The organism is Massilia luteola (genome assembly GCF_034420155.1).
Classification (GTDB): domain Bacteria; phylum Pseudomonadota; class Gammaproteobacteria; order Burkholderiales; family Burkholderiaceae_D; genus Telluria; species Telluria luteola.
In genome coordinates this window covers 393,680-408,561 of record NZ_JAXOFN010000002.1, presented here as the reverse complement: position 1 = coordinate 408,561, position 14,882 = coordinate 393,680, and the positions used below count along the sequence as shown (strand labels likewise).

Sequence of the window (14,882 nt, the reverse complement as noted above, 5' to 3'; positions counted from 1 at the left end):
GGCCACAATGCGCAATGCTGCGCTAATATTGTCGCGCGGAAACTTTTAACCCAAAGTATATGGAAACTCGCTTCATGTCCAACCGACGCGAACGCGGCTTCACGCTGATCGAGATCCTCGTCGTCGTGGCGATCGTCGGCATCCTCAGCGCCATCGCGTTGCCGGCCTACCACGACTACGTGACGCGCGCGCGCCTGACCGAAGCCTTTTCGGGACTCGGCAGCGTGCCGACGGCCGCCGAGGATTACTGGAACAGCAGCAGCCCGCACACCTACGACGGCTTCGACCGGCTGCCGCAGAACAGCGCCAATTTCACGTTCACGCTGAGCGGCGCCACGGCGTCCGCCTACACCGTGACCGCGACGGGCGCCGGCCCGGTGGCGGGCTTCGTCTACACGATCGACCAGAACGGCAACCGCGCGACCACCGGCGCGCCGACCGGGTGGGACACGAGCACGTCGTGCTGGATCGACCGCAAGGGCGCGCAGTGCGTGCAGTGACGCGGCCGCGCCGGATGCGCGGCTTCACGCTGATCGAGGCGGTCGTCGTCGTCGCGATCATGGGCATCATGCTGGCAGTCGGCCTGCCGTCGATGTCGGACTGGCTGCTGGGCCGCAAGGCGCTGGCGGCCGCCGTGTTCTACCAGGACGGCTTCGCGCTCGCGCGCAACACCGCGATCGCGCACAACAGCCACAGCCGCCTCGTACTGACGGAAAACGCCGCCAACGGCAAGATGGACTGGCGCGTCGACATCTGCTTCCCGACCTCGGGCGTCCCGTGCAATGGCGACGCCGGGACCTGGTCCAGCGCGACGGCGGATGCCGACGGCGATCCCGATCCCGACCAGGTGTTCCGCTCGATCGGCCGCAGCGCCGAGGCGATGCCGGGCGCGCGCGACCTGTCTCTTGCGGTGAGTCCGTCCGGCGCCACCGAGGTGTATTTCACGCCGCTGGGGTGGGTCGACACGACCGTCGCGCCGCGCCTGGCGCGCATCGACCTCGCGCCGTCGCTCACGCGTGCGCATGCCTTCGCGCCGCTGGCCGTGGTGCTGACGCTGGCCGGCATCGCCGCCGTCTGCGATCCGGCCGCGGCGGCGCACGACGTGCGCGGGTGTCCGCCATGATCGCGCGCCGCCAGCGGGGCATGGCCCTGATCGAAGCTATCGTGGCCGCGCTGCTGCTGGCGATCGGCCTGCTCGGTGCGGTCGGCCTGCAGGCGCGGTCGATGAGCGCGCTGGCCGACGCCGGCATGCGCGCCGAGGCGACCATCGCGGCCGACAAGCTGCTGGGCACGATGGCCGTCGACCTCGCGAACGCGGGCGATTACGCACTGGCGGCCGACGGCACGCCGACCGCGCGCCTGCAGCCGTGGTACGACGAGACGCGTGGACGCATCCCGGACGCGCAGATCCTCGTGACGGTCACGCCGGCGACGGGCCGCACGCGCGTCGAGATCACGATTTCCTGGACCCGCAAGGCCGGCGCGGCGCAGAACGCGCACCGGGTCGTCGCGTACCTGGCGGCGGCGACATGATGCGCGCGCCCGCCAGCCGCGGCCACGGCTTCTCGCTCGTCGAGCTGATGGTCAGCGTCGTCATCGGCCTGCTCGCGCTGTTGTTCGCGCTGCGCATGGTCGGCGGCGCCGAGCGGACGCGCAATGCCGCGCTGGGCGGGTCGGACGAAATGCAGAACGGGATGGTCGCGCTGTTCTCGCTCAGTAACGATGCGCGCAGCGCGGGCTATGGCCTGAACGACCCGATCATCGCCGGCTGCAATACCCAGTTCAGCGACACCAAGGGCTACCGGCTCGCCCCGGCCACGCGCGGCACCACGGACGTGACGCCGCTGGCGCCGGTCGTGATCGAAGCCCACGACGCCGATCCGGACCGCGTCACGTTCTATGCCGGCACCTCGATGGGCGGCACGCCCACGCTGCGCCTGACGAGCGACGCCGCCGCGGGCGCCACTCAGTTCGACGTCGACCGCATCGTCTATGGCTTCAACCAGGGCGACGTGCTCGTCGTCGCGCCGGAACAGCCGGGCGGCGACTGCCTGATGGTGCAGCGTTCCGACAGCGATTCGACCGCCACCCGCGTGACGGCGGCGGCGGACGCCGGCATCCGCTTCAACGGCGGCACGCCGACCGCCACCTTCAAGGGGTATGGCGCGCGCATGTTCGACCTCGGGCCCGTCGACAGTCTCTCGTTCCGTTCCTGGTCGGTGGCGGACGGCTACCTGCAGTTGCAGGCGACGGGCCCGGACGACGCGTCGGCGCAGCCGTCGACCGTGGCCGAGGACATCGTCTCCGTCAAGGCGCAGTACGGCTTCGACACCCGCACCGGCAGCGCGTTCCTGCCGCAGAACGGCCTGCAGGTGAACCAGTGGTCGGCCGCGATGATCGACGCCGACGGCTCGGGCACGGCCGGCGACGCCGCCGACTGGCAGCACATCGCGGCCGTGCGCCTGGCCGTCGTCGCGCGCAGCAAGGCCGTGGAACACCCGGCTGCCGGCGCGGCCTGCACGACGACGACCGCGCAACCGGTGGTGTTCGCGGACGCAGCGCCGGCCGGTGTCACTGCCGTGCCGGTCACCGTGAACGTCGCGGTGAGCGGCGATCCGGTCGACTGGCGCTGCTACCGCTACCGCGCGTTCGAGACGGTCGTTACATTGCGCAACGCGGGCTGGAGGCCGAATCCATGATGGCCCGGCGACCCGCGCGGATGGGCGGCATGGCGCTGCCGGTCATCCTGATCATCCTGGCCGTGATGCTGCTCGGGAGCGTCTACCTGCTCAAGTCCGTGAATTCGACGGCGCTCACGACCGGCAACCTGGCGTACGACACGACCTTGAGCCGCGAGGCCGACCTCGGCCTGCACACGGCGTTCGCCTGGCTGAGCCAGACGGCGCAGACCAACAAGGCGGCGCTGAACCAGGACGATACGGCGAACGGCTACGTCGCCACGTGGGACGCCGCCAGCCAGCCGCGCGACGCCGGGTTCTGGACGGGCAGCCGGACGATCGACGGCGACGAAGGCACTCAAATCGAATACGTCATCCACCGCCTGTGCGCGTCGGCGGGCACGTACGCCGGCGCGAACCGCTGCATGCAGACGGCCGCCAACACGGCCACGCTCGGCACCACGGTGGCGGCCGGCGCCAGCCTCGCGTCCGACGCGCCGTCGTACGCCGGGACGCCGCAGCTCCATTACGTGATCACGGCGCGCATCACCGGCGGCCGGGGTGCCAACGTGACCAACCAGATGATCGTCCTGATCGGCGCTTGACCTGTCCATCATGAAAAAAATCCTCGCTCTCTTGGGCCTCGTGGCCCTGATGCTGGCCGGCGCCGCCGGCGCGGCCGTGACCAGCATCGCCCAGCTCCCGCTGCTCAACGTCGACGGCACGGGCAACGTCAAGCCGAACCTGATGCTCCTGTACGATAACTCGGGTTCGATGGCCAGCACGTTCACGCCCGACTACATCGACGACAGTTCGACGTGCCGCTCGCGCGCCTTGATGTCGAGCGGGACGCGCGGCTGCACGGTCGGTCATCCGCCGTTCAGCAGCGCGGATTTCAACCGCCAGTACTACAACCCGGGCGTGCGCTACACGCCGCCGGTACGCGCGGACGGCACGTCGTACACGTCGATGACGCGCAGCGCGACGACCGGCTGGACGGCCGTCGCGACGGACGGCTTCAACGTCAACAAGCGCGACATGCTGGGCAGCAGCGCCACCAGCACGAACCTCGCCACCGGATATCCGGACCTGCGCTGGTGCGACACGAACTACGCCAACTGCGTGTACAACTCGGCGACCTACACCTATCCGAACGACGTGCGCTACACGGCGCAGGCGTACTCGACGAACCCGTACTACTACAGGATCAACGTCGCCGAATACTGCACCACCGCCGCGCTGACGACGTGCGTGACCACCGCCGTGGGTGCGCCGGCGCCGGCCGGCTATCCGTTCCCGGCCAAGGTGCGCTGGTGCGACAGCACGGCGCTGACGAACTGCCAGTCGAAATACGTCGGCAGCTTCAAATACCCGCGCTTCTCGAATCCGAACGGCGGCGTGGTCGCGGCCTACGGCACCATCACGATCGGCACGTCGGCGGCCGCGGGCACCATCGCGATCAACGGCGTGTCGGTCGCCGAACCGGGCGGCGCCGTCGTCATCACGAACACCGCCGTGACGGCGGCGACCGGCACCGACACGGTCGGCAAGCAGGCGACGGTGGCGACGGCGCTCGCGGCCTCGATCATCGCCAAGACCGGCCTGACCAACCAGTACCTGGCCTGCGTGCGCACGCCGGTGTCCGGCTACGGCGTGCCGGCCTGCTCGACCTACGGCATCACGCTCGGTACCGACAACGTGGTGGCCGTGGTCCCGATCGACTGCGCCGCCGGGACGAGCAGCAAATCGATCGGCGTCTGCTCGGTCCTGACCGACAGCAGCCGCTCCGGCTGGGCCATCACCGTGGACGCGCCGTCGACCGTCGCGATCGCCGCGCAGCCGGCCACCGCGCTGATCACGGTGTCGGGCACGGCGAGCAACAGCAAGTTCTCGAGCAGCCGCACGGTGCTCGCCGCCGGCACGAAGCTGGGCGGCACGACCTTGATCGCGGCCGACCGGACCTTCGGCAAGGGCGCGAGCAGCACGTCGGTCGCGTCCACCATCGCCGGCGACATCGGCAGCCAGGGCAGCATCGCCGCCTACCTCGGCGGCAACGCCGTCTCGCAGGTGTGCGCGGCGAAGAGCACCAACACGATCTGCGTCGTCGACAGCGCCGCCGCCGCGGGCGGTGCCGCGATCACGATGGGCACGCTCACCAACAACGGCGGCAGCATCAGCTTCGCGACGACGGCCGCGTCGGCGCCCGTGCCGGCCGTGTACGACGCGATTCCGGTGACGGCCACGCCGCTGGGCAGCGGCGCCGCGGTGTTCGTGCGCACCGACGTCGTCCCCACCGTGACGAGCTATCCCAAGGCGGCCGGCCGCACCGATTGCGTCGGCAGCACGTGCACGTACGACGAGGAGATGACGAATTTCGCCAACTGGTACGCGTATTACAAGACGCGCAACCAGATGATGAAGACGGCCGTGGGCCTGGCGTTCCAGTCGCTCACGTCGAACTACAACGTGGGGATTGTCTCGCTGTCGACGGCGGCGGCGGAGGGTGCGATGACGCCGCCCCAGCAATTCACGGGCACGGCCCGCGCGAACTGGTACACGGCGCTGTACGCGATGGACGGCAGCAACTCGACGCCGCTGCGCCAGGCCCTGTACGCGATCGGCAAGATGTACGCGAACCAGAGTCCGTACGTGGCGGACGCCGGCTCGGAAGTCGTGCAGTACCCGTGCCAGCAGAACTTCACGTTCATCACGACCGACGGCTACTGGAACGGCGGCGCCGCGTCCACCGTCGTCAACAACGACAACGTCGAGAGCGCGGCGCGGTTCTGTACGCGCGGCAGCGGCTGCTACGACCCGAGCGCGCAGACGTACAACTCGCTGGCCGACGTCGCGCTGTACTGGTACAACGGCGGCTCGAACACGGCGACGTCGTCGCTGCGCTCGTCGCTGGAGGACTGGACCAAGCCCGGCCTCGTGCCCGCGCAGACGGGCGAGAACACGCGCCTGCACATGAACACGTACGCGCTGGGCCTGGGCGTGGACGGCGTCATGAACTACGAAGAGAAATACGATTCGGCCCCGGTGCCGGGCGGCGACTTCTACAAGCTGATCTCGGGCGCGTCGAGCGGTTGCCCGTGGAACGGCAACGGCGCCTACGTGTGGCCGGACCCGAAGACGGGCGACTCCAGTGGCTCGGCCGCGTACCAGTCGCGCGTGGACGACCTGTGGCATGCCGCCGTCAATGGCCACGGCCACTACTTCAGCGCGTCCGACCCGACCCAGGTCGTGCAGGGCCTCGGCTCGGCGCTGTCGTCGATCCAGGTGCGCATCGGCGCCGCGTCCGCGGCCGCGACGTCGACGCCGAACATCTCGCAGCAGGACAACGACATCTTCTCGTCCACGTTCACCACGGTGCGCTGGTACGGCGAACTGTCGGACCGCAAGATCGATCCCGTCACGGGCGCCGTCTCGACCACGGCGGCGTGGACGTCGTCCGACACGGTCGGCCGCCTCGTCGCCGACAGCAGCGACACCCGCACGATCTGGATGGCCGACATGGCCAACGGCGGCCTCAAGGCGTTCACCTACGCGAACCTGACGGCGACCGAGAAGGCCTGGTTCGACAACAAATGCACGGCGCTCGCGCAGTGCGCCGGCCTGTCGTCCACCGACCGCGCCACCGTCAACGCGGGCGCCACCATCGTCGACTGGCTGCGCGGCCAGCAGCAGTACGCCGACGGCACGATCCTGCGCGCCTACACGCGCACCGACCACAATCCGCCCGGCCTCACGGCGACGATCCCGATCGTGCTGGGCGACATCGCGTCGTCGAAACCGGCGTACCTGCGCGATCCGCGCAAGGGCTATTCGATCGCCGGCTACGCCGATTACAAGGCGGCGAACGCCACGCGCCGCCCGACCGTGTTCGTGGCCGCCAACGACGGCATGCTGCACGCGTTCGACGCGGCGGCCGGCACGGAATTGTGGGCGTACGCGCCGCGCATCACGATGAAGAAGCTGTACCTGCAGGCCAGCACGACGTACGGCACGAACCACCAGTTCACGACGGACGGCGCGCCCGAGGTGGCCGACGTCAAGATCGGCGGCACGTGGCGCGCGGTGCTCGTGGCGGGCCTGAACGCGGGCGGGCGCGGGTATTACGCGCTGGACGTCACGGACCCCGCGCACCCGCACGCATTGTGGGAACTGTGCGCCGACGCGGCCGTGTGCAGCGGCACCGCCTTCGACGCCGACATCGGCCTCACGTTCGGCAACCCGCAGTTCGGCACGTGGAAGGACGGCGGCGGCGCCGAACACTGGGTCGTGTTCCTCACGTCCGGCTACAACAACGTGCCGGGCACGGATGGCGTGAGCGGCGGCAGCGGGGCCGGCTACCTGTACGTCGTCGACGTCGCGACCGGCCAGGTGCTGGACAAGACGAGCACCGGCGACGGCGACACGACGACGCCGTCCGGCTTCGCGCGCATCACGGCGATCACGGCCAATCCGCTGACCGATCCGCTCGTGACCTATGTCTACGGCGGCGACAACCAGGGCCGGATGTTCCGCTTCGATTACACGGCGGGCGGCGCGCCCGCCGTCGTGCAGATGGCCGATGGGGGCGCGGCCCAGCCGGTGACGACGCGCCCGGAGATCACGCTGTGCCAGGTCGGCGGCACGGCTGCGCGCACGATGGTGGTGTACGGCACGGGGCGCCTGCTCGACCTGTCCGACATCGCGACCACGGACACGCAGAGCGTCTACGTGCTGAAGGATGCCGGCACGGGCATCCCCGCCGTCGACTGGCGCACGGCCGCGAAGATGGCCCAGATGCGCCTGACCAAGAACACGGCCGGCGGCACCGAGACGTATGCGATCGGCGGCACGACCGTCGACTGGGGCACGCAGTCCGGCTGGTATATGGACCTCGACCAGAACCGCGGCGAGCGCGTCAACCTCGATCCCAAGGTCGTCTCCGGCACGCTGAACGTCGTGTCCAACCTGCCGACGTCGTCCTCGGCGTGTTCGGTCGGCGGCACGAGCAACCTGTATCAGCTCGACGTGTGCACGGCGCAGCCGCTGCTCGTCGACAGCGACAACAACGCCATCGTCGGCCGCACGCTGTCGAACAGCTCGGCCGCCGTGGGCTTCATCATCGTGCGCCTGCCGAGCGGCGCGCTGAAGCTGATCGCGACGACGGCGGACGGCAAGAACACGCCGTTCGACCTGCCGGCCGCCACCGCGCAGAGTGCGCGCAAGGCCGGCTGGCGCCGCGTGCGCGAATAGTCAGGGCGCGGCCGGCGCCGGTCCGATGGCGCGCAGCGTCTGCGTGACGCGCGCGCCGCCGTCGTCCACGCGCAGTTGCACGGGCAGCCAGCCCCGTTCCGGCGCGAGCCAGACGTCCAGCCGCGCGATGCCGGGCGCCCCCAGCTCGGCCAGGTGCCAGGCGTTGACCGTCCCCGCGGCCGTGGCGACGTCTTCCTGACCCAGCACCCGGAAGCGCGCGATGCGCAGGTCGCGCGCGCCCGCCACGACGATGTCGACCGACTCCGTCAACTGGTCCGGCGCGGCCAGGCCGATGCCGGCCAGTTGCATCAGCAGCGACGCGCGGTCCTGGATGCCCACGTTGTCCGGGCTTTCCGTGCCGGCCGCGCGGAACAGCACGCGGTGGCCGTCGGCATCGAATTCGGTGACGAGCGGACCGTTGTCCGTGTCCTCGCGCGCGCGCCGCGGCGCGATGCCCGCGTCGCCGCTCGCGCCTTCGCTGTGCAGGCGGCCGAGCGGGCCGTCCAGATCCAGCAGATAGCGGTCGCCGTCCGTGCGCCACGACAGGTGCGCGGTGCCGGCCGGCGTCGCCGCGCCGCCCGCGCCCTGGCGCACGACGTCGTAGGTGAGCAGGGCAGGGCCGGGCAGGCGCACGTGGTAGCGGCCCGGCATCTGCACCAGGGGCGTGCCGGCGGCGTCGGTGGCGGGGGCGGTGACGGGGGCGGGCGGTGGGGCCGGTACCGCCGGCGCATCGGGCGCGGCGGCCTGGGCCGGACGCGGTGCCGGTGCCGGTGCCGGTGCCGGTGTGGGCGCGGCAGGCGGCGTCGGAACCGCTGCCGGCGCAACGGGAGCCGCGGCGGCCGGCCGTTCCGGCACGGGCGCTCCGCGCGGCACCAGCCGCACGCTCAGGCCGGTGTCGGCGGGCGCGGCGTCGGACGGCCCCGCGCCGTGCGTGGCGACGATCGCGAGCAGCGCGAGGTGGACGGCGGTGGAGCAGGCGCACAGGACCAGCAGGCGCCGGTGCCGGGACAGGACGGCAATCTTCATCCCGCCAGTGTAGCGTGCGCGGCCGTCCCCGCCCAGCGGGACCGCGTCGTGTTCAGCGGGTGTGCGGGCGGTGCGCGGCGCTGTGCAGGGTGGCGCGCGCCGCCCGGCCCCGGGTGCGCGTGGCCGGCGCCCGGGCGGCCAGCGCCAGCGCCAGGTCGCCGCTGAGGCGGTGCAGCGCGAGCACCTCGTCCAGCGCGGTCAGCACCTGGCGGCCCAGGAGATGGTCGCCGCGCTCGACGTCCGGCAGCACGCGGTGCAGGGCCGACAGGACGACGGCGTTCTCCTCCCGGTGCGCGCGCAGGCGGGCGTAGCCCAGCGTTTCCATGATCAGTTCTTCGTGGCGGAAGGCCGCTTCGACGGCCGCGACGAGGGCCGCGAAGCCGTGGCCGAGCGTGTCGTCCGGGCCGGCCGCCATCGCCGCGATGCGCCGGCACAGCATCTTGCGCCCGTGCCGCAGCGCGGCGCAGAGCGCGCGCGGGCGGGTCGACGTGGCGCGTGTCGTGGCCATCCTGGTCTCCCGGCGCCCCCGGCGCCCGAAAGTCGAAATATTCTTAGACTTCCGGTAGCATGAAAAAATCCCTGACGTTTGATATCTCGCAACGTAGCAACGTTGTGTTCAGTTAGCCTAGTTGACAGAATACATAGCGAAAGCGAGAAATGAGCGTGGTACAACCCGAACGAGAGCACGGCGGTCACTGATGGGGGCACGCATCCTATTGATCCAGGGGCATCCGGACTGCCACCGTCCGCACCTGTGCCACGCGCTGGCCCAGTCGTACGTGGAAGGCGCGCAGGCCGCCGGCCATGAGGTCGACGTCGTCGAACCGGCGCGGATGAGTTTCCCGCTGCTCACCAGTCCGTCCGAATGGTGGCATGGCTCGCCGCCGCCGCAGCTCGCCGCCGTCCAGGATGCGATCCAGCACGCGGACCACCTCGTGTTCGTCTATCCGCTGTGGATGGGCGACATGCCGGCGCTGATGCGCGGCTTCATGGAACACGTCACGCGGCCGGGCGTCTTCATGGACGATCCGCAGCGGTCGTTCGGCGCCGGCCTGCTGGGCGGACGCAGCGCGCGGCTCGTCGTCAGCATGGGCATGCCCGCGGTCGTGTACCGGTGGCGGTATGGTGGTTACGGCGTCAGGATGATGCGGCGCCAGATCCTCGGCCGGGCGGGCATCCGTCCCGTGCGCACGACGCTGATCGGGCGGGCCCATACGCTGTCGGCGGACCGGATCGCGATGTGGCGCGACCACCTGCGCCGCCTCGGCGGTTCGGCCGTGTGAGCGCGCAGCGCGGCAGGCCGGTTCAGCGCACCACGAGGACCGGAATGTCGCAATGGGTCAGCACCCGCTGCGTCTCGCTGCCCAGCAGTTGCGCGGCCAGGCCGTGGCGGCCGTGCGACGCCATCACGATCACGTCGCATGCGCGCCCGCGCGCCGTGGCGATGATGCCGTCCCACGCCGGGCCGGGCGGGGCCAGCACGGTTTCGCACGGTAGGCCCGCTTCGGTGGCGCGCCGGACGACGTAGGCGAGGGCATCGCGCCCGACCCGGTCGGCCTCGTTGCGCCACGCGTCGTAGAACGGTCCGCCCACGTCGCCCGTCGCCAGCAGGGGCGTTTCGGCGGCCACGTGCACGCCGACGATCGTGCCGCCGGCCAGGCGGGCCAGCCCAAGCGCCGCGCCGAGGGCCGCCGCGGCCCGCTCCGTCCCGTCGACGGGGACGAGGATGCGCCGGTACATGGCCTACGCCTTGTGCGCGGGGCGCGGGCGCATCACGAGCACGGGCACGGTGGCGTCGGCCAATACCTTTTGCGTCACGCTGCCGGCGAGCAGGCGCGACAGCCCGCGCCGGCCGTGCGAGCCCATGAAGATGAGGTCGCAGTTGCGGCTCGCGGCGGTGGCGAGGATCGCGTCGGCCGGCGCGTAGTCGAGCATCGCCACCTCGCTGCAGCGGACGCCGGCGGCAGCCGCGGCGTCCGCGACGCGGCGCGCGTATCCGGTGGCGCGGGTCAGCAGGATCTCGTCGTCGACGCCAGGATCGATGGCCATCGCCGCTTCCGCGCTGGCGATGGGTGGTTGCGGCTGGCCGACGGCGAGTGCGACGATCTCGCTGCCGCTGGCGCGCGCGAAGGCGATGGCGGCCTGTTCGGCGGCGGCGGAGACGTCGGAGCCGTCGGTGGGTACGAGGATGCGGTCATACATGGCGTTCTCCCGGGCGTCTGGTGGACGACCTCAGGATGGCGAATATACGCTGTAAATTCTTTGATCTAGATCAAATTCAAACGGTACGGAAGCTGCCTTCGGCCACGACGCGGCCGCCGCCGCCCACGGCAAAGCTGCCGGCCGCCAGGTCGGCGCCCAGCACCAGTTCGCTGCCGAGCGGCGCCGGCGCGCGGAAGCGTCCCTCCAGCGCCAGGATGCGCCGGCCGCACGCTTGTTCCAGCTCGGCGCAGGCGCGCGCCAGGGTGTGCATGCCGTGGATGATCGGCCGCTTCATGCCCATCAGGCGCGCCGACCACGTCCACAGGTGGATCGGATTCCAGTCGCCCGAGATGCGCGCGTAGGCGCGGCCGGTGTTGCGGGGCAGGCGCCAGCCGGTCAGCACGGGCAGGTCCTTCGCCTCGTGGCGGCCGCGCCGCTGGCCCTGCTGGCCGCGCACGACGAGGTAGGTGCTGCGGCAGCTGAAGATGGCCGTGTCGCGCTGGCGGGCCACGGTGTCCAGCTCGGCGACGACGGCGCCGTTCTCGGTCGGCGGCCGGATGGTCACGGTGGTCGACAGCACCAGCGGCACGTCGTGGCGCGGCTCGGCCAGCGCCCGCAGCGTGTTTTCCGTGTGGATCGTGCCGGGCAGGCGGAACGGGAAGGCATCGTCGAGCATCGTCGCGACGTGGGCGCGCTGGGCCAGCAGGTAGTAATAGGTGAGGGGAATGCCTTCGTCGCGAAAGCCGAGGGCCTGGCGGTAGCGCCGCAGCTGGTGCGGGTCGATGCGGTCGAGGACGTAGGAAGTGCGGGGCGTCGGCACGCCATGGAAGCGGCGCGGGTGCTTGAACAGGGCGCGCAGCAGGACGGCGGCGCCCAGTCTGGGCAGCGGTGACGGAGAGTCGGCGGTCATCGTGGACTTCTGGAACCAAAACCCCATTGTGCCTGAAACTTTGCGTTCCATTGCAAGACTTGTGAATTCGGCGCATCCACGCTACCCTAGTAATTTGGTATAAAGAATCACTGTTTTAGATGGGGATGGAATGAAGAAGCAAGCGTTGTTGATGTTGGCGTTGTCCGCGGCCGGCCTGGCCACTGCCCAGGAGACCGTAAAGATCGGCCATGTGGCCGCGATCACGGGGCCGGTCGCCCACTTCGGCAAGGACAGCGAAAACGGCGCGCGCATGGCGGTCGACGCGCTGAACGCGCGCGGCGCGACGATCGCCGGCAAGAAGGTCAAGTGGGTGCTCGTGCCGGAAGACGACGGCGGCGACCCGAAGGCGGCGACGGCCGCCGCGCAGAAGCTGGCGGATGCGAAAGTGAATGCCGTGATCGGCCACGAGACGTCGGGCACGACGATCCCCGCCGCGAAGATCTACAACGACGCCGGCATCCCGCAGATCTCGCCCTCGGCCACGAATCCGAAATACACGCAGCTGGGGTACAACACGGCGTTTCGCGTCGTCGCCAACGACGTCCAGCTGGGCCGCGCGCTGGGCCGCTACGCCGTCCGGACGATGGCGGCGAAACGCATCGCCGTCATCGACGACCGCACGGCGTATGGCCAGGGTCTCGTCGCGGAATTCGCCAACAGCCTGCGCCAGCAGGGCGTCACGCCCGTCGCGCGCGAGTTCACCAACGACAAGGCGACGGACTTCGCCGCCATCCTGACGCGCATCCGCGCCAGCAATCCCGACCTCGTGTTCTTCGGCGGCATGAACGCCGTGGCCGGCCCGATGCTGCGCCAGATGAAGCAACTGGGCATCCATGCGCGCATGATGGGCGGCGACGGCATCTGCTCGGACGCGATGCAGCCGCTGTCGGGCAATACGATGGCGGATGGCCAGGTCGTGTGCGCGGAAGCGGGCGGCGTCGAAGACAAGGGCAAGGCCGGCATGGACAGGTTCCGCGCCGATTACAGGAAGCGCTACGGCATCGACGTCCAGATCATCGCGCCGTATTCGTACGACGCCGTGATGGCGATCGCGTCCGCGATGGACAAGGCGGGGTCGAGCGCGCCCGCGACGTACCTGCCCGCGCTGGCGAAGGTGCGCTACCCCGGCGTCACCGGCACCATCGCGTTCGACGCCCACGGCGACATCCGCGACGGCGTGCTCACGCTGTACACGTTCAAGGGCGGCCACCGCACGGCCATTGGCGTCACGAAGTAAAGCCGTGCCGTCGGCGGCGCCGGACGATCAGGCCGCGGGCCGGTCGTCCATGCGCGCGGGCGCGGATACGGGGGCGTGCGCGGGCGCGGGCGCGAGCATCAGCTCGTCGATCTGGCGGCGGGCGGCCTGCAGTACCTGTTCGGACACGGCCGGATTGCCCCTGGCGGCGCCGCGCGCCACGGCCAGGCTGCCGATCATGGTGGCCACGACGACCATGGCGCGCCCGAGCGCATCGCTGCCCGGTTCGTTCTCCGCGATCTGGCGTTCGAACGCGCGCACCATCACCATATAGCCTTCCGCGAAACGGGCGCTGATTGCCTTGTCCTGGCGCCCGATCTCGCTGGCCGACGCCGCCATCGCGCAGCGGTTGCCATAGTCGTCGCGGGTCTCCAGCGACAGGTAATGGTCGAGGAAGCGCGACAGGTCGGGCATGCCGTCCGAGGTCGCCGAATACATGCGCGAATTGGCCTGGTCGAGGCCATGCGACAGGGCTTCCAGTGCCAGTTCTTCCTTCGAGCGGAAATGCGCATACAGGGCGCCGTGGGTGAGGCCCGCTTCCTTGCTGATCTCCGCCACGCCGACGCCGTCGATCCCGCGTTCGCGGAACAGCTTGCTCGCCGCGCGGATCAAGGCGGTGCGGTTGTCTGCCGCTTTTTCTTTGCTGATTCTCATGCTGTGCTTGTGACGCCAGGTACGCGCAGGCCCGAATCGTCGCGTTTCCGGACGGAGGATTATGATTGTGCCTGCGAGTATAGCGCTTTGGAGCGAGGGGTGCGGTCGCAATATTGTTGACAAAGACGGGTCGCCGCTGACGGGGCGGCATTGCACCGTACTGCTGAAGCGGCCGCGATGTTACATTACGTTCGCCACGGTCGGTCCTGTCGAGCGGCGCCCGATGCCGGCCCGCCCCCGCGGTGAGCCGCTGCGCGACGTGCGCAACGAACCGGTCCGCCGCGGGGCGGGCCGGATGAAGTGGAAGGGGAAGCGCGTCAGCGCTGCAGCGAGTCGTCGGAATCGAGATCGTCCCGGTCCAGCTGGTTCCTGCCCGACCGGCTGCCCTGGCCGCCGCTCTGCAGGTTGCCGCGCTGGTTATCGCTTTGCTGGTTCTGGTTCTGGTTCTGGTTCAGGTTCCCGCCTTGCCTGCCCTGGCCGCGCGAATTGTCGCCCGGTCCGCTGCCCAGGTCGGACTGCGATTGATTGCCCTGGTCGGGCTTGCCGCTCTGCTGGCTGCTCCAGTCGCCGCGTTGCGCGTTGTCACCCGGTCCGCTGGCCAGGTCGGAATTCTGCTGGTTGCCCTGGCTGCGCCGGGACTTGCCCTGGCCCATCCCTTTCATGCCCTTGCTTTTGTCGTCCTGGTTGCTCGGCATAATCGCCTCCTCGATCGGTATGTGAGCCCCCATGGTAGGCCGACTGACGGAGGCGGCAATCGGAATATGCGTCAGGAGGCTGTAGGATCTGTCGGACAGCACTGATCGGGTTGTTGGCGTCGGAGGCCACGATACGTCGCCAATTGGGGAACGATTGCGTGTCAAACATTGACAAAATGTCCAATCCATGGCGG

General features: G+C 70.1%; 15 protein-coding genes. 8 read left to right on the top strand and 7 right to left on the bottom strand.

What is annotated here, in order from left to right; all coding sequences use genetic code 11:
* Positions 1-74 precede the first annotated feature (74 nt).
* The 6 genes from U9J41_RS04830 to U9J41_RS04805 are packed head-to-tail and all read left to right on the top strand — an operon-like array spanning position 75 to position 7,925.
* A complete protein-coding gene (locus U9J41_RS04830; RefSeq protein WP_322400558.1) occupies positions 75-500 on the top strand; it encodes a type IV pilin protein in 426 nt (141 codons plus the stop codon).
* A complete protein-coding gene (locus tag U9J41_RS04825; protein WP_322400557.1) occupies positions 461-1,123 on the top strand; it encodes a pilus assembly FimT family protein in 663 nt (220 codons plus the stop codon). The genes U9J41_RS04830 and U9J41_RS04825 overlap by 40 nt, the downstream gene beginning before the upstream one ends.
* Positions 1,120-1,533: a type IV pilus modification PilV family protein gene (locus U9J41_RS04820; RefSeq protein WP_322400556.1), complete on the top strand. Its 414-nt coding sequence runs from the start codon at positions 1,120-1,122 to the stop codon at positions 1,531-1,533. Before U9J41_RS04825 ends, U9J41_RS04820 begins: the two co-directional genes overlap by 4 nt.
* The gene (locus U9J41_RS04815; RefSeq protein ID WP_322400555.1) at positions 1,530-2,699 is read left to right on the top strand and encodes a PilW family protein; all 1,170 of its coding nucleotides are present in this window, start codon (positions 1,530-1,532) and stop codon (positions 2,697-2,699) included. The genes U9J41_RS04820 and U9J41_RS04815 overlap by 4 nt, the downstream gene beginning before the upstream one ends.
* On the top strand, positions 2,696-3,283 hold the full coding sequence (locus U9J41_RS04810; RefSeq protein WP_322400554.1) for a pilus assembly PilX family protein: 588 nt from the start codon (positions 2,696-2,698) through the stop codon (positions 3,281-3,283). The genes U9J41_RS04815 and U9J41_RS04810 overlap by 4 nt, the downstream gene beginning before the upstream one ends.
* A gap of 10 nt (positions 3,284-3,293) precedes the next feature.
* Entirely contained in the window at positions 3,294-7,925 is a 4,632-nt protein-coding gene (locus tag U9J41_RS04805) for a pilus assembly protein (RefSeq protein WP_322400553.1), read from the top strand.
* Here the strand turns inward: U9J41_RS04805 and U9J41_RS04800 are convergent, their stop codons facing one another.
* Both U9J41_RS04800 and U9J41_RS04795 read right to left on the bottom strand, forming a co-directional pair.
* A complete protein-coding gene (locus U9J41_RS04800) occupies positions 7,926-8,951 on the bottom strand; it encodes a DUF3108 domain-containing protein (RefSeq protein WP_322400552.1) in 1,026 nt (341 codons plus the stop codon).
* A gap of 52 nt (positions 8,952-9,003) precedes the next feature.
* Complete coding sequence (locus U9J41_RS04795) at positions 9,004-9,459, bottom strand: hypothetical protein (RefSeq protein ID WP_322400551.1); 456 nt, start codon at positions 9,457-9,459, stop codon at positions 9,004-9,006.
* A gap of 190 nt (positions 9,460-9,649) precedes the next feature.
* Here U9J41_RS04795 and U9J41_RS04790 point away from each other — a divergent pair, with 190 nt between their 5' ends.
* The gene (locus tag U9J41_RS04790) at positions 9,650-10,234 is read left to right on the top strand and encodes an NAD(P)H-dependent oxidoreductase (protein WP_322400550.1); all 585 of its coding nucleotides are present in this window, start codon (positions 9,650-9,652) and stop codon (positions 10,232-10,234) included.
* Between the two features lie 22 nt (positions 10,235-10,256).
* On the opposite strand, the gene U9J41_RS04785 is transcribed toward U9J41_RS04790, so the two are convergent.
* From U9J41_RS04785 to U9J41_RS04775, 3 genes are all read right to left on the bottom strand, one after another.
* The gene (locus U9J41_RS04785) at positions 10,257-10,691 is read right to left on the bottom strand and encodes a universal stress protein (protein WP_322400549.1); all 435 of its coding nucleotides are present in this window, start codon (positions 10,689-10,691) and stop codon (positions 10,257-10,259) included.
* Positions 10,692-10,694: 3 nt separating this feature from the next.
* Positions 10,695-11,153: a universal stress protein gene (locus U9J41_RS04780; protein ID WP_322400548.1), complete on the bottom strand. Its 459-nt coding sequence runs from the start codon at positions 11,151-11,153 to the stop codon at positions 10,695-10,697.
* A gap of 76 nt (positions 11,154-11,229) precedes the next feature.
* Positions 11,230-12,063 carry a MaoC family dehydratase gene (locus U9J41_RS04775; RefSeq protein ID WP_322400547.1) on the bottom strand — a complete coding sequence of 278 codons (834 nt, stop codon included), beginning with the start codon at positions 12,061-12,063 and terminating at the stop codon, positions 11,230-11,232.
* 130 nt (positions 12,064-12,193) lie between these two features.
* Between U9J41_RS04775 and U9J41_RS04770 the strand changes: the two genes are divergently transcribed.
* Entirely contained in the window at positions 12,194-13,321 is a 1,128-nt protein-coding gene (locus tag U9J41_RS04770; protein WP_322400546.1) for a branched-chain amino acid ABC transporter substrate-binding protein, read from the top strand.
* 27 nt (positions 13,322-13,348) lie between these two features.
* Here the strand turns inward: U9J41_RS04770 and U9J41_RS04765 are convergent, their stop codons facing one another.
* Both U9J41_RS04765 and U9J41_RS04760 read right to left on the bottom strand, forming a co-directional pair.
* Positions 13,349-13,993, bottom strand: a complete 645-nt coding sequence (locus tag U9J41_RS04765; RefSeq protein WP_322400545.1) for a TetR/AcrR family transcriptional regulator — start codon at positions 13,991-13,993, stop codon at positions 13,349-13,351.
* Positions 13,994-14,310: 317 nt separating this feature from the next.
* A complete protein-coding gene (locus tag U9J41_RS04760; protein WP_322400544.1) occupies positions 14,311-14,688 on the bottom strand; it encodes a hypothetical protein in 378 nt (125 codons plus the stop codon).
* Positions 14,689-14,882 lie beyond the last annotated feature (194 nt).

Excerpts from the sequence above, each read along its gene's own strand:
- U9J41_RS04760 (WP_322400544.1), bottom strand. The coding sequence starts at position 14,688 with ATGCCGAGCAACCAGGACGACAAAAGCAAGGGCATGAAAGGGATGGGC.
- U9J41_RS04820 (WP_322400556.1), top strand. The coding sequence starts at position 1,120 with ATGATCGCGCGCCGCCAGCGGGGCATGGCCCTGATCGAAGCTATCGTG.
- U9J41_RS04795 (WP_322400551.1), bottom strand. The coding sequence starts at position 9,459 with ATGGCCACGACACGCGCCACGTCGACCCGCCCGCGCGCGCTCTGCGCC.
- U9J41_RS04780 (WP_322400548.1), bottom strand. The coding sequence starts at position 11,153 with ATGTATGACCGCATCCTCGTACCCACCGACGGCTCCGACGTCTCCGCC.
- U9J41_RS04775 (WP_322400547.1), bottom strand. The coding sequence starts at position 12,063 with ATGACCGCCGACTCTCCGTCACCGCTGCCCAGACTGGGCGCCGCCGTC.
- U9J41_RS04830 (WP_322400558.1), top strand. The coding sequence starts at position 75 with ATGTCCAACCGACGCGAACGCGGCTTCACGCTGATCGAGATCCTCGTC.
- U9J41_RS04815 (WP_322400555.1), top strand. The coding sequence starts at position 1,530 with ATGATGCGCGCGCCCGCCAGCCGCGGCCACGGCTTCTCGCTCGTCGAG.
- U9J41_RS04765 (WP_322400545.1), bottom strand. The coding sequence starts at position 13,993 with ATGAGAATCAGCAAAGAAAAAGCGGCAGACAACCGCACCGCCTTGATC.
- U9J41_RS04800 (WP_322400552.1), bottom strand. The coding sequence starts at position 8,951 with ATGAAGATTGCCGTCCTGTCCCGGCACCGGCGCCTGCTGGTCCTGTGC.
- U9J41_RS04790 (WP_322400550.1), top strand. The coding sequence starts at position 9,650 with ATGGGGGCACGCATCCTATTGATCCAGGGGCATCCGGACTGCCACCGT.
- U9J41_RS04805 (WP_322400553.1), top strand. The coding sequence starts at position 3,294 with ATGAAAAAAATCCTCGCTCTCTTGGGCCTCGTGGCCCTGATGCTGGCC.
- U9J41_RS04770 (WP_322400546.1), top strand. The coding sequence starts at position 12,194 with ATGAAGAAGCAAGCGTTGTTGATGTTGGCGTTGTCCGCGGCCGGCCTG.
- U9J41_RS04785 (WP_322400549.1), bottom strand. The coding sequence starts at position 10,691 with ATGTACCGGCGCATCCTCGTCCCCGTCGACGGGACGGAGCGGGCCGCG.
- U9J41_RS04810 (WP_322400554.1), top strand. The coding sequence starts at position 2,696 with ATGATGGCCCGGCGACCCGCGCGGATGGGCGGCATGGCGCTGCCGGTC.